This is a genomic window from Martinezella rhizogenes, from assembly GCF_007002745.1.
In the GTDB taxonomy this organism is placed as follows: domain Bacteria; phylum Pseudomonadota; class Alphaproteobacteria; order Rhizobiales; family Rhizobiaceae; genus Agrobacterium; species Agrobacterium cucumeris.
Genome location: NZ_SGNY01000003.1, coordinates 25,950 through 39,404 on the forward strand (window position 1 = coordinate 25,950; position 13,455 = coordinate 39,404).

The following is a 13,455-nucleotide window of genomic DNA, read 5'->3' on the forward strand; positions in this document are numbered from 1 at the left end:
GGTAATGCCTCAAACGGAGCGAGCGCCGGTAAGCCGGCGCCCGACAGAAAAATCCTGTTTTGCGGCGAGAACGCTTAGAGCGTTCTCGTGATGTGTTCGACGCGGAAGCACTCGATGGTGTCGCCGGCGCGGATGTCTTCGTAGTTTTCGAATGCCATACCGCACTCCTGACCAACCGGCACTTCGTTGACTTCGTCCTTGAAGCGCTTGAGGGTCTTGAGCTTGCCTTCGTGGATGACGACGTTGTCGCGCACCAGACGGACACCCGCACCACGTTCCACCTTGCCCTCGACGACGCGGCAACCCGCGACCTTGCCGACCTTGGTGATGTTGAACACCTCGAGAATTTCGGCATTGCCGAGGAAGGTCTCGCGACGTTCCGGAGAAAGCAGACCCGACATCGCCGCCTTAACGTCATCCACCAGATCGTAGATGATGTTGTAGTAGCGGATCTCGATACCGGCGCGTTCGGACGCCGTACGTGCCTGTGCGTTGGCGCGAACGTTGAAGCCGATGATCGCGGCGTTCGATGCCTCGGCAAGCGAGATATCCGATTCCGTGATGGCACCAGCACCAGAGTGAACGACACGAGCGCGGACTTCGTCTGTGCCGAGCTTGTCGAGCGAAGCGATAATGGCTTCGACCGAACCCTGCACGTCCGCCTTGATGACCAGCGGGAATTCCTTCAGTCCCGAAGTCTGAAGCTGGCTCATCATCTGTTCTAGCGAGCCGCGCTGACCGGTCTGGCGGGCGACAGCCTTGTCGCGTGCCAGGCGCTGGCGGTATTCGGAAATCTCGCGGGCGCGGCTTTCGTTTTCGACAACCGCAAAACGGTCACCGGCCGACGGTGTGCCGGAAAGGCCAAGGATTTCGACCGGCATGGCCGGACCGGCTTCCTTGACGTGTTCGCCCTTGTCGTTGACGAGCGCGCGCACACGGCCCCACTGGTCACCGGCAACGATGATCTGGCCGGGTCTCAGCGTACCCTTCTGCACGAGAACGGTGGCGACGGCGCCGCGTCCACGGTCCAGCTCGGCTTCGATGACCGTGCCTTCTGCGGTGCGGCTTGGATCTGCCTTGAGATCGAGGATTTCCGCCTGAAGCAGGATCGCTTCGAGCAGCTTGTCGAGGTTGAGCTTGTTCTTGGCCGACACTTCGACGTCAAGAACTTCACCACCCATCGATTCCACGAAAACTTCGTGCTGCAGCAGCTGCTGGCGAACCTTGTCAGGGTTTGCCTCGTGCTTGTCGATCTTGTTGATCGCAACGACGATCGGAACACCGGCTGCCTTGGCGTGATTGATGGATTCGATCGTCTGCGGCATGACGCTGTCGTCTGCGGCAACAACCAGAACGGCAATGTCGGTCGCCTGCGCACCACGGGCACGCATCGCCGTGAAGGCGGCGTGGCCGGGAGTGTCGATGAAGGTGATCTTCTGACCGTTCTTCTCAACCTGGTAGGCGCCGATATGCTGGGTGATGCCACCGGCTTCGCCAGCAACCACGTTTGCCTGACGGATGGCGTCGAGCAGCGAGGTTTTGCCGTGGTCGACGTGACCCATGATGGTCACGACCGGCGGACGGGAAACCATTTCGCCTTCGTCGTCAGCCTGGTTGAAGATGCCTTCTTCCACGTCGGATTCAGAAACGCGCTTGACGGTGTGGCCGAATTCGACGGCGATCAGTTCCGCCAGATCGGCGTCGATGACGTCGCCCGGCTTCATCATCTGGCCTTCCTTCATCAGGAACTTGATGACGTCAACGGCGCGCTCGGACATGCGCTGCGACAGTTCCTGAATGGTGATGGTTTCCGGCAGGATCACTTCGCGCATAACCTTTTCGCGGGTTTCCTGCATCTGGCTGCGGCGGAATTTCTCCTGCCGGCGGCGCATGGATGCCATGGAGCGACCACGCGGCGTGCCGTCTTCATCCAGATTGGACGAGGTAACGGTAAGCTTGCCGCGACGGCGTTCTTCTTCCGTCTTCAGGCGGGCAGCGGGCTTGGCCGGAACCGGAGCCGTGACCTTGCCGCGAGCCGGAAGGCTGCTGCCACGACGCGCGGCACCACGATCATCCTCCTCGTCGCCACCGGTACGACGTCCGCGCGGAGCGGCCGCGTCGGGCGTTGCAGGAGCGGAACGGGGGGCAGCGGCGGCGGACTGAGGACGTGCGTCAGTGCGGGGGGCCAGTGCAAAGGCTGCGGCCGGCTTTTCGCTGGCCGGTTCGGATCTCACTTCAGCGGCAGGCTGGCTTGCCGCTGCCTTGGCAGCCGCGGCCTCTTCGGCAGCGCGGTTGGCAGCCTCGACCTTTTCGGCTGCGATGCGCTGTTCTTCCTCGACCTTGCGGCGGGCTTCGTCTTCGGCACGCTGCTTGGCTTCCACAACGTCGCGAGCCTGCGCTTCCATCAGCGCACGGCGACGGGCTTCCATCTCGCCGGCGGAAAGATCGTGCAGAACGTTGCCGCGCGGGCGATCAGGCTGGCGCTGCTGGGGTGCGGATGAGCCGGGACGCTGCTGCGACTGGGAAGAACCCGGACGCTGCTGCTGGCCGCCTGGCTGATGAATGCGCGGCTGGGGAGCCTGCGGACGCGCTGCCACGGGGGCAGGGGCCGGTGCTGCGGGCTTCGGTGCAGGTGCTGCTGCTGCCGCGATCGGCTGAACCGGCTTCTCGTCTTCGGGACGTAGGGGGCGGCGCTTGCGTGTTTCCACGACAACCGCATTTGTGCGACCTCGACCCATATCCTGCCGCACGGTGCCCTGATTCATCCCGCCCGGCTTGAGGGTGAGAGTCTTCTTGGCCGGCGCGTTAAGTGTCTTGTCGTCGTTGTTGTCGGTCATTCGTTCCCGTTCCTTCGGACGAGAACCGGATGACGTCCATCAGGTCTCGTCGTTCAATTGCTGCATCGGAACGCGGCGACCGTTCATGTCGGTTAACCGCGTCATTGTTCTGTCCGGGCAGCGTCGCGTTCCGCCTGAGATCGACCGCCAAGGCGGTACTGTTCAAGCATCGTTGCGCGCTTCACTACACCCTCACCCGCCTGCCCCGCAAGCGCGCAAGCATGGATAAAAGCATTCTGGCCCATCAACTCGTCCATTTCGGCGCTACTGAAGAGCCGGAAGGACGGAATTTCATTGTCGGCATCGCTGCCGAACGACCAGGCCCTGCGGGCCTGGTCCAGTTTTCTCACGCCGTCCGCCGCAGCATCGGTCGCGTGGAACACGGCAATCGCGTTCCCGGACCGGACGGCGGCATCGACCTTCGTCGCGCCGCTGATGAACTGGCCCGCCTTGCGCGCCATGTTCATCATTCCGGCAAGCTGCTGCGCCATCAGCCGGTCGAGAAGAGCAAGAAGCTCCGGTCCGGCCTTGACGTCGCGTTTGAGTGCCCGTGCGAAGATCTTCTTCGCGATGGCTTTCTCGATCAGGGCGCGCTCGGGTGTTACCCAGCAGCCGCGCCCCGGCAATTGGCGTTTCAGATCCGGCACGACGCTGCCGTCCGGGCCTGCGACGAAGCGGATCAACTCATCGGGCGATCCGCTTTGCCGTGTCACAATGCACATACGTCCATTGACGTTGCCTGCAAGCCGCCCGTCCTCATCGGTCTCGGGCAGCTCGTCCGGCTCATGCGCCTGCGATGTCATTCCTGCTCGGCGGTATCCGCCTCCTCGGCAGCTTCAGCATTGGCTTCCTCTTCGGAAGCGAGATCTTCGGCCGTGATCCAGCCAGCCAGAAGACGGGCCTGCACCACCATGTTCTCGGCCTCGACGCGCGAAACGTCGAGCTTGGAGAAGATGCCTTCGAACTTCTTGGTCTCGCCGTCCTTGCGTTCGCTCCAGCCGACCAGATCGTCCGCGGCGCAGCCGGCAAAGTCTTCGATGGTCTTGATACCGTCTTCACCCAGCGCAACCATCATCTGCGAGGTCAGGCCGTCGATCTGGCGCAGCTCGTCGGCAACGCCGAGTTCCTTGCGCTTGGCATCCATTTCGGCTTCCAGACGTTCCAGATATTCGCGGGCGCGGGTCTGGATTTCATCGGCGGTGTCCTCATCGAAACCCTCGATCGAGGAAATTTCACCGAGATCGACATAAGCGAGTTCTTCGACCTGTGCGAAGCCTTCGGAAGCCAGAACCTGGCCGACCATCTCGTCGACGTCGAGGGCGTCCATGAACAGTGCCGTGCGCTCGTTGAATTCCTTCTGGCGACGCTCGGACTCTTCCTGCTCGGTCATGATGTCGATGTCCCAGCCGGTGAGCTGCGATGCCAGACGCACGTTCTGGCCGCGACGGCCGATGGCGAGCGACAGCTGCTCGTCGGGAACGACCACTTCAATGCGCTCGGACTCTTCATCCAGAACGACCTTGGCGACTTCCGCCGGCTGCAGGGCGTTGACGATGAAGGACGCCGGCTCCTGGCTCCACGGAATGATGTCGATCTTCTCGCCCTGCAATTCGCCGACGACGGCCTGAACGCGAGAGCCGCGCATACCCACACAGGCGCCGACCGGATCGATCGAGCTATCGTTCGAGATAACGGCGATCTTGGCGCGCGAACCGGGGTCACGGGCGACCGACTTGATCTGGATGATGCCGTCGTAAATTTCCGGAACTTCCATGGTGAAGAGCTTCACCATGAACTGCGGATGGGTACGCGACAGGAAAATCTGCGGGCCGCGCTGTTCGCGGCGAACGTCGTAGACGTAGGCGCGCACGCGGTCGCCGTAACGCATGTTTTCCCGCGGGATCATCTCGTCGCGACGGATGATGCCTTCGCCACGGCCGAGGTCGACGATGACATTGCCATATTCGACGCGCTTGACGGTGCCGTTGACGATTTCGCCGATACGGTCCTTGAATTCATCATACTGACGGTCACGCTCGGCTTCACGAACCTTCTGAACGATGACCTGCTTGGCCGACTGGGCGGCGATACGGCCGAAATCCATCGGCGGCAGCGGATCGGCGATGAAATCGCCGAGCTTGGCGTCCGGGTTGCGGTCGCGGGCCAGCTCAAGCGGGATCTGGGTCGAATAGTCCTCAGCGGCCTCGACAACTTCCAGAAGACGCTGCAGGCGAATTTCGCCGGTCTTGGAGTTGATGTCGGCGCGAATGTTGGTTTCCGAACCATAGCGCGAGCGGGCGGCTTTCTGGATAGCGTCGGCCATTGCGGCAAGCACGATTTCGCGGTCGATGACCTTTTCGCGCGCCACAGCATCGGCGATCTGCAGAAGCTCAAGCCGGTTAGCACTCACTGCCATTTTTCTATCTCCGTAAGTCGCATAATTGCGGGGATCGCCCGTTTTCGGGCTTTACGTTGGGATTAGTCTTCGTCTGTTTCGTTTTCGTCGTTCTGGTTTGCGGCGGCGGCTTTTGCCGCCTTGTCTGCCCGCAACGCATCACGAATAAGGTCGTCCGTCAGAATAAGCTTCGCATCGGAAAGCGCGCTGAACGGAACGATGACTGTCGGCTCCTCGCCATAGGCGATCTGGTCGCGTTCCAGCTTGAAGCCGTCCGCATCGACCTCGACGATCTTGCCGCGAAACCGCTTGCGGTTTTCGACCAGAATGGAGGTTTCGACCTTCACCAGATGACCCTGCCAGCGGGTGAAATCCGATTTGCGAACCATCGGCCGGTCAATGCCGGGCGAGGAAACTTCGAGATGATACGCTTTATCGACCGGATCTTCCACATCAAGAACCGGTGAAATGGCCATGGAGATCGCTTCGCAGTCCTCGACGGTCATGGTGCCGTCTTCGCGCTCGGCCATCACCTGCAGCGTCATGCCGTTCTGGTTGGAGAGCCGCACGCGCACCAGAAGATATCCCATACCCGCCAAAACAGGCTCGATGATCTCGGCAATGCGCTGGTCGATGCCCGTTTCAGTTATCAGTCGCGATTCTTGTGCGGTGTCTGCCATCTGGCCTTCCGGTCTCTGATTTTCACCGGGCTCCTGGCCCGTGGTTTCCGGTTCGCCTAACGAAAAAGAGCGGAGCCTTGCGGCCCCACTCTTCATCAAGCGATCAAGAATTTCAGGGGTCATATAGACCCATCGGGGCGGGATTGCAAGGTTTTCGCGGGCGCTCCTGCTTCAATGGCGTCCGCAGCCACATTTTCACCTTCACCGTGTCGGAAGGGGTGGCATCATTCTGGGCACTGTCTATAGTTGCCGTTTAACAAATCGCAGTTGCATCAAGTGGACAGAGCGTGCCTGACCGTAAATCGCCACTCGCGCCTTTAAGGCATTTGACTTACAGACGAATCTGGGTCGCCAGCCTTGCCTCGAATTTCGGCGGACTGATCCAGGCGGTGGGCGCCGCATGGATGATGACCTCGCTTTCGAGTTCTGAAAACATGATCGCGCTGGTGCAGGCTTCCACCTCGCTGCCGATCATGATGTTTTCGCTGATTTCCGGCGCGCTGGCCGACAGTTTTGATCGTCGCCGCATTATGATCTCGGCGCAGCTCCTGATGCTGACGGCCTCCGTGCTGCTGACGGTTTTTGCCTGGTCCGGCTGGCTCACGCCCTGGCTGCTGCTGTTCTTCACCTTCATGATCGGCTGCGGCACGGCGCTCAACAATCCGTCCTGGCAGGCCTCCGTCGGTGAAATGGTGCCGCGCGAAGATTTGCCCGCCGCCGTAACGCTGAACAGCGTTGGTTTCAACATCACCCGCAGCGTCGGCCCCGCCATCGGCGGTATCATCGTCGCTGCCGCCGGTGCCGCTGCCGCGTTTTTCGTCAATGCGCTCAGCTACTTCACCCTGCTTTACGCCCTGTTTCGCTGGCAGCCGCCCAAACACGCCTCGACCTTGCCGCGCGAGCAGCTTCTTGCCGCCATATCGGCCGGAATGCGCTATGTGGCGATGTCGCCCAATATCGGCAAGGTGCTGGTGCGCGGCTTTCTCTTCGGTCTCTCCGCCAGTGCCATCCTAGCCTTGATGCCGATCGTTGCCCGCGATCTGGTCGAGGGCGGTCCGTTGACCTATGGCGTCATGCTGGGCGCGTTCGGCGTTGGCGCCATTGGTGGCGCGCTCATCAGTGCCCGGCTGCGGGAAGTCATGTCCAGCGAATGGATCGTGCGTGTCGCCTTTTTAGGTTTCGCCTTCAGTTCCGGCATAACGGCAATCAGCACGAGCGCGATCATCACCTCGCTGGTTCTCACCGTCGCCGGCGCCTGCTGGGTGCTGGCGCTTTCCCTGTTCAATACCATCGTCCAGCTTTCCACCCCGCGCTGGGTGGTGGGCCGGGCGCTGTCGCTTTATCAGACACTGACCTTCGGCGGCATCGCGGTCGGCAGCTGGCTGTGGGGTGAACTGGCCGAAGATTACGGTATTTCCTATTCGCTTCTCTGTTCCTGCGTGCTGATGCTGCTCGGCGTCGTCGTTGGCCTCAAGCTCGCCATGCCAGCCTTCGCCTCGCTCAATCTCGATCCGCTCAACCGCTTTGTCGAGCCGCCGTTGAGGCTTGATATCAAGCCGCGCAGCGGCCCGATCGCCATTCTCATCGATTATGAAATCCATGACGAGGATCTCGGCGAATTCCTGCCGCTGATGGCCGAGCGTCGCCGCATCCGCATCCGGGATGGCGCACGCAACTGGAATTTGATGCGCGATCTCGAAAATCCTGACATCTGGACCGAGAGCTACCATGTGCCGACATGGGTGGAATATGTCCGCCATAACCACCGCCGCACCCAGGCGGATGCCGAGGCCTGGGACCGGTTGCTGGAGCTTCATCGCGGCAAGACACGGCCGCGCGTGCACCGGATGATCGAGCGGCAGACCATTCCGCCGACCGACGATATCTTCCACAAGCCGCATACCGATCAGCATTGAGAGGCGAGGGCTAAAAGCGGATTATCTCAGCGTCGCCTTCAGCGTCGCATCGGGAAAACACGTCGGTGAAAGACCGTTTTTCGCCTGCCAGTCGCCAAGTGAACGGCGCGTCTTGAAGCCGGCCAACCCGTCCGCCTTGCCGACGTCGTAACCCTTGGCAACCAGTGCCTTCTGCATGGCCAGAACATCCGAGCGCAGCATAGAGCCGACATTGCCCCATTCCGCCTTGAATGGCCCCGCCCCATGGGCGATGCGGTCGGCGAGATTGCCGATGAACAGGGCGTAGAGATCGGAATTGTTGTATTCCTTGATGACGTAGAAATTCGGCGTCACCACGAATTCCGGCCCATGCCGCCCGGCTGGTACCAGCATCATGCCATCGGCGGTAAGGTCATTGGCCGGAAAGGCTTTTCCGGAAATGCGGGTGATGCCCATCTTCGCCCAGTCGGCCACCGGCCGTGCAAGGTCCGGGCCTTCCTGCGCGCAGGAGACATTGGCCGGGATCCAGGCTTCGAAGCCCCAGTCGCGATTGCGCTGCCAGCCGCGCTGAGAAAGATAGTTCGCTATGGATGCCAATGCGTCCGGTACGGAGTTCCAGATATCCCGCCGGCCGTCGCCATCGAAATCCACCGCATATTTGAGGTAGCTCGACGGCATGAATTGCGGCTGACCGAGCGCCCCGGCCCAGGAGCCCATCATGCGTGAAGCTGCAACATCGCCGCTTTCGACGATCTTCAGTGCGTCGATCAGCTCGGTGCGGAACATCTCCTTGCGGGTGGACATATAGGCCTTCGTAGCCAGCACATCGACCACCGAATGCGGCAGTTTCGCGCGGCCGAAACCGGATTCGCGGCCCCAGATCGCGACGATGATATCGCCGGGCACGCCATATTTCGCTTCGATGCGACGAAGGGTGGCTGCATGGGTTGCGGCAAGCGACCGACCGGTGCCGGCAAGCCCCTGCAATCGCTTCTCGGAGAAATAGGCGCCCGGTGAAGAGAATTCGGCCTGGCTCTGGCTTTGTTCCTTCGGCGGTTTCTGGCCGGGGATGACGAGATCAGGCAGCTTCCAGTTGATGGAAAGACCGGTGAGCGCAGCATCGAGCGTCTTTTGCGAAATACCCGCCTTGCGTGCTTCCGGCCAGACTTCCTTTTTCAGCCATGTATTGAATTCGGCGTCGTATCGGGCGGCGGCTGCACGGGTTGGCACAGATTGCGCCATGGCCGCCGTCGCTGAAAAAACGGAAAGAATGGCAGCCAGTGCCTTGAAGCTTTTCCAGGAAAAGTGGAGCTCGGTTTTCCGTCCGGAAATGCGCCAGGACAAACAATCAAATCGGTTTCGCATTCGGTCTCCTCTTTGGGTCGCGGGGAGTGAAGGAAGGTGTCAGATCGTCGTGCGGGCCCGAAGCGCCGCCGTCAATGTGCCTTCGTCGAGATAATCCAGCTCGCCGCCCACCGGCACGCCATGTGCAAGCCGGGTGATCTTGATACCGAGATCGGAGAGGCGGTCGGTGATATAATGGGCGGTTGCCTGCCCCTCAACTGTCGCATTGACGGCGATGATAAGCTCGCGAATGCCACCGACGCTGACACGGTCGATCAGCCCCTTGATGTTCAGATCTTCCGGCCCCACACCGTCGAGCGGCGACAGCGTGCCGCCCAGCACATGATAGGCGGTGTTCATGGCGCCCGCCCGTTCCAGCGCCCACAGATCCGAAACATCCTCGACAACGATGATGACCGACTGGTCGCGCCGGTCGTCGGCGCAAACGGTGCAGGGGTCGATGGTATCGACATTGCCGCAGCAGGAGCAGATTTTCACCTTGTCATAGGCCTCGCCCATGGCGTGGCCCAGCGGCCCGAGAAGCTGCTCCTTCTTTTTGATGAGATGCAGCGCCGCCCGCCGCGCCGAGCGGGGGCCAAGCCCCGGCACTTTTGCCAGAAGCTGGATCAGTTTTTCGATTTCCGGACCGGTGACTCGTTTTGCCATGAGCGCTTTCTACTGCATAAATCGGGAAACGGGAATCATGAAGCACGAAGGGCAGTTCATGAAAATACAGGCGGTGTGCCGGGGCGAGGCCAAAAAACTGCCGGGAAAGACGATGAAGACGGGCATCTTCAAACATCCCGTGCAAGGCCCGGTCATGGTGGATGCCGAGGGCATTGTCAGCGACGCCGTGTGCAATCGCAAACATCACGGCGGGCCGGATCAGGCGATTTACGTCATGGGCTCCATTGATCTCGACTTCTGGTCGCGGATATTGGGCTTTGTGGTCGAGCCCGGATTTTTCGGCGAAAACCTCGTCCTGGAGGGTGTCGACAGCGCAAAGCTGCATGTGGGTGACAGGTTTTCAGCCTGCGAAGTCATGCTGGAGGTAACCGCTGCCCGCATTCCTTGCGCTACACTCTCGGCCCGGATCGGCGATCCCGATTTCGCCCCGCGCTTCAGGCAGGCGGGCCAGCCGGGCTTTTATTGCCGGGTGCTGAAAGGCGGAATGCTTGCCGCCGGCGAGGATATCGCCTTCGAACCCTATCAGGGAACGAAACTGCCGATACCAACTATTCTCCAGCGCTTTCGCCCCATGCAGCTTAATGCAGCCGAGCGCATGGCCTATCTGGAAACGCCACTTGCCAGCCGGTTTCGCGCGATGCTGGAGGCCTAAATTCTGCCTTGAGACGAGGACGGCGAATGCTCAGCAGCGTTTCGCCATCCTGTCAGTCGATATGATATCAGAACGGCAACTTCATGCCCGGCGGCAGCGGCAGACCGGCGGTCAGGCCCGCCATCTTTTCCTGCGCCTGTGCTTCGCCCTTTCCCTTGGCGTCCTTATGGGCCGCCACGATCAGGTCCTCGAGAATTTCCACCTCGTCTTCCTTCAACAGCGAAGGATCGATTTTCAGGCTGCGCATTTCGCCCTTGCCGTTGAGAACGACGGTCACCAGACCGCCGCCGGCCCTGCCTTCGACTTCAAGGGCGGCGATTTCTTCCTGCACCTTTTCCATCTTGGACTGCATTTCCTTGACCTTGCCCATCATGCCCATGATGTCACGCATGTGCCAAACTCCTGTTTTTGTTGTATATTAAAACTCGATGTCGTCGCCGGGAAGGATGTCGCCTTCGCTCGATTCGGCAACCGATGGCGGAGCGATCTCGTCCGCCTCGTCCTGTTCGACAGTCCTGATGCGCACGTCGGTGATCTTTGCGCCGGGGAATTGCTGGAGAATGGCCACGACGTCAGGATCCTGCCTCGCATCGACAAGGCGGGCGTCGCGGGCGTTGCCCTCGGCCTCCACCAGCGTCGGCTGGCCCTCTTCCTTGCTGAGGCTGACGATCCAGTGGATACCGGTCCACTCCTTCAACCTCACGCCAAGCTCGCCGGGCAGCGAGCCGGGGGCGCCATCGCCAAGGCGCATATCGAGCCGGCCTGGTTCCAGCCGGACCAGCCGGACAAAGTTGCGCACCTTCGCCCGCATGACGGGATCGCGATTTTTCTGGCAGAGATCGGCAATATCCTGCATCGAATTGACCGGAACCTTCGGCTCCGGCCGTTCTTCGCTCTTCGGTGCGGCGATCTGCATGTCGTGCGGGCGGCTATCGGGAACGGCGCGCAACATCGCAGATGTCTGCGGTGTTGCCGGGCGCTGTGCGGGAAGATCGACGGGTCTTGCCGCAGCCACGGTTTGCGCTGACGAATAGGCCCGCGCCCCGCCACCATTACCGCCGCCGGAAGGCGCGCCGTTGGCATAGCCGCCATCACCGTTGGAAAGCTCAAGCAGCCGCCGCGCCGCATCTTCGGGCGCAGGCAGATTGGCGGCATGAGAAAGCCGGATCAGCACCATTTCAGCAGCACCCGCAGGCCGCGAAGCATTTTCCGTTTCCGGAATGCCCTTCAGCAGCATCTGCCAGATGCGAGACAGCGCGGTTACGGCGATGGTTTCGGCAAATTCCGCGCCACGCACACGTTCGATTTCGGAAAGAGAAGGATCGTCTGCCGCGTCAGGCACATATTTCATGCGGGTGACAAGGTGGGTGAAATCGGCAAGGTCGTTCAACACCACGACAGGGTTCGCGCCGGCCTCATATTGCCCGTTGAATTCCGAAAGAGCTGCCGCGACATCGCCTTTGACGACATGCTGGAAAAGATCGACGATGCGCGCCCGGTCGGCAAGGCCCAGCATACCGCGCACGGCTTCGGCCTCCACGCGGCCGCCGCCATGGGCAATTGCCTGATCGAGCAGGGAAAGGCCGTCACGCGCCGAACCCTCGGCTGCACGGGCGATCATCGACAGCGCCTGCGGCTCAGCCTCAAAACCTTCCTTGCCGGCAATCGCGGTGAACAGGCCGACGAGATCGGCAGCGCTGATGCGGCGCAGGTCGAAGCGTTGGCAGCGCGACAGAACGGTGATCGGAACCTTGCGAATTTCGGTGGTCGCGAAGATGAATTTCACATGCTCCGGCGGCTCTTCCAGGGTCTTCAGAAGACCGTTGAACGCCTGCGTGGACAGCATGTGCACTTCGTCGATGATATAGACCTTGTAGCGCGCCGAGACCGGGCGATACCGCACCTGCTCGATGATCTCGCGGATATCGTCGATGCCGGTATGGGAGGCGGCGTCCATCTCGATCACGTCGACATGCCGGCCTTCCATGATCGCCTGGCAATGTTCGCCGGGGATACGCAGGTCGATGGTCGGCTTGTCGATGGTATCTGTCTTGTAATTCAGCGCGCGGGCAAGAATGCGGGCTGTGGTGGTCTTGCCCACGCCGCGGACGCCGGTCAGCATATAGGCCTGCGCGATGCGGCCGGTCTCGAACGCATTGGTCAGCGTGCGGACCATCGGCTCCTGGCCGACCATCAGATCGGAAAAATCCTTCGGGCGATATTTGCGCGCCAATACCCGATAGCCGGTCCCGACCTGGGATTCGCTTGTGGTGGTGGGTACGGTGTCGCTCATTGCCTCGCCAGTTTGTTTTGCCAGTTTGTCTTGGGGCGCTGAACTGGCCCGGCGAAAGCTGAGCACGTCTTTTAAAAAAGGTGGGAGGCTGGCACGGCGACCCGTGCCGGGCTCGTTAGGGCTGCTTCCTTCCGGACCTGACCCGGTTGGCGAGTGGCTCGTCCACCACCAACCTCCCGGGGCCACATATCGGCAATATCGACAGCAAATGCAAGCCAAGCCTTCAAAAAACTGCTATCACAATGAAAACAAACATGGAGGACACCTTGGAGACATTCCGGCTGGACGACAGGCTGGCACGCGATAGCGTGCTTGTGACGCGTTTGGGGCTATGCGAATTGCGTTTGCAGAATGACAGCCGCTGGCCCTGGCTGGTGCTGGTGCCGCAGCGAGACGGTGTCAGCGAATTGTTCGATCTCACCCCGCTCGATCAGGCCATGTTGACATTTGAGACCAATCTCGTCGCCGCTGCGCTGAAAGACGTCACAGGGGCCATCAAGATCAATGTCGGTGCGCTGGGCAATATCGTCCGGCAGCTTCATGTTCATATTATCGCCCGCAACGAAGGCGACACCTGCTGGCCCGGCCCCATCTGGGGGCACGGAACGCCGGTGCCTTATGCGGCGGGTGAAAAGGAAACTTTGATGAAAAAAATCTCTGGCGCGCTCTGAT

General features: G+C 61.0%; 11 protein-coding genes and 1 other RNA gene. 3 read left to right on the forward strand and 9 right to left on the reverse strand.

What is annotated here, in order from left to right; translation table 11 throughout:
• Positions 1-74: 74 nt before the first annotated feature.
• The 4 genes from infB to rimP all read right to left on the reverse strand — a co-directional run bounded on the left by infB (position 75) and on the right by rimP (position 5,912).
• The gene (gene infB / locus EXN68_RS10205; RefSeq protein ID WP_142840731.1) at positions 75-2,837 is read right to left on the reverse strand and encodes a translation initiation factor IF-2; all 2,763 of its coding nucleotides are present in this window, start codon (positions 2,835-2,837) and stop codon (positions 75-77) included.
• 101 nt (positions 2,838-2,938) lie between these two features.
• Positions 2,939-3,640: an RNA-binding protein gene (locus EXN68_RS10210; RefSeq protein ID WP_142840732.1), complete on the reverse strand. Its 702-nt coding sequence runs from the start codon at positions 3,638-3,640 to the stop codon at positions 2,939-2,941.
• Positions 3,637-5,253, reverse strand: coding sequence for a transcription termination factor NusA (gene nusA / locus EXN68_RS10215; RefSeq protein WP_142840733.1), 1,617 nt, complete (start codon positions 5,251-5,253; stop codon positions 3,637-3,639). Before nusA ends, EXN68_RS10210 begins: the two co-directional genes overlap by 4 nt.
• A gap of 62 nt (positions 5,254-5,315) precedes the next feature.
• On the reverse strand, positions 5,316-5,912 hold the full coding sequence (gene rimP / locus EXN68_RS10220) for a ribosome maturation factor RimP (protein WP_142840734.1): 597 nt from the start codon (positions 5,910-5,912) through the stop codon (positions 5,316-5,318).
• Positions 5,913-6,199: 287 nt separating this feature from the next.
• Between rimP and EXN68_RS10225 the strand changes: the two genes are divergently transcribed.
• Positions 6,200-7,828 (forward strand): MFS transporter, encoded by a 1,629-nt coding sequence (locus EXN68_RS10225; protein WP_142840735.1) that lies wholly within the window; start codon positions 6,200-6,202, stop codon positions 7,826-7,828.
• Between the two features lie 21 nt (positions 7,829-7,849).
• Here the strand turns inward: EXN68_RS10225 and EXN68_RS10230 are convergent, their stop codons facing one another.
• Together EXN68_RS10230 and recR are read right to left on the reverse strand one after the other, a co-directional pair.
• Positions 7,850-9,088: a lytic murein transglycosylase gene (locus EXN68_RS10230; RefSeq protein WP_404944523.1), complete on the reverse strand. Its 1,239-nt coding sequence runs from the start codon at positions 9,086-9,088 to the stop codon at positions 7,850-7,852.
• A gap of 123 nt (positions 9,089-9,211) precedes the next feature.
• Complete coding sequence (gene recR, locus EXN68_RS10235; protein WP_137085629.1) at positions 9,212-9,817, reverse strand: recombination mediator RecR; 606 nt, start codon at positions 9,815-9,817, stop codon at positions 9,212-9,214.
• Between the two features lie 37 nt (positions 9,818-9,854).
• On the opposite strand from recR, the gene EXN68_RS10240 reads away from it, so the two are divergent.
• Positions 9,855-10,490 (forward strand): MOSC domain-containing protein, encoded by a 636-nt coding sequence (locus EXN68_RS10240; protein WP_161991285.1) that lies wholly within the window; start codon positions 9,855-9,857, stop codon positions 10,488-10,490.
• A 67-nt stretch (positions 10,491-10,557) separates the two neighbouring features.
• Here EXN68_RS10240 and EXN68_RS10245 read toward each other — a convergent pair whose 3' ends face one another.
• The 3 genes from EXN68_RS10245 to ffs all read right to left on the reverse strand — a co-directional run bounded on the left by EXN68_RS10245 (position 10,558) and on the right by ffs (position 12,960).
• Positions 10,558-10,881: a YbaB/EbfC family nucleoid-associated protein gene (locus EXN68_RS10245; protein WP_142840737.1), complete on the reverse strand. Its 324-nt coding sequence runs from the start codon at positions 10,879-10,881 to the stop codon at positions 10,558-10,560.
• Positions 10,882-10,908: 27 nt separating this feature from the next.
• Entirely contained in the window at positions 10,909-12,783 is a 1,875-nt protein-coding gene (locus EXN68_RS10250; RefSeq protein ID WP_142840738.1) for a DNA polymerase III subunit gamma/tau, read from the reverse strand.
• A gap of 80 nt (positions 12,784-12,863) precedes the next feature.
• Positions 12,864-12,960, reverse strand: an RNA gene (gene ffs, locus EXN68_RS10255) — signal recognition particle sRNA small type.
• Positions 12,961-13,025: 65 nt separating this feature from the next.
• On the opposite strand from ffs, the gene EXN68_RS10260 reads away from it, so the two are divergent.
• Positions 13,026-13,454 carry an HIT domain-containing protein gene (locus EXN68_RS10260; RefSeq protein WP_161991286.1) on the forward strand — a complete coding sequence of 143 codons (429 nt, stop codon included), beginning with the start codon at positions 13,026-13,028 and terminating at the stop codon, positions 13,452-13,454.
• Position 13,455 lies beyond the last annotated feature (1 nt).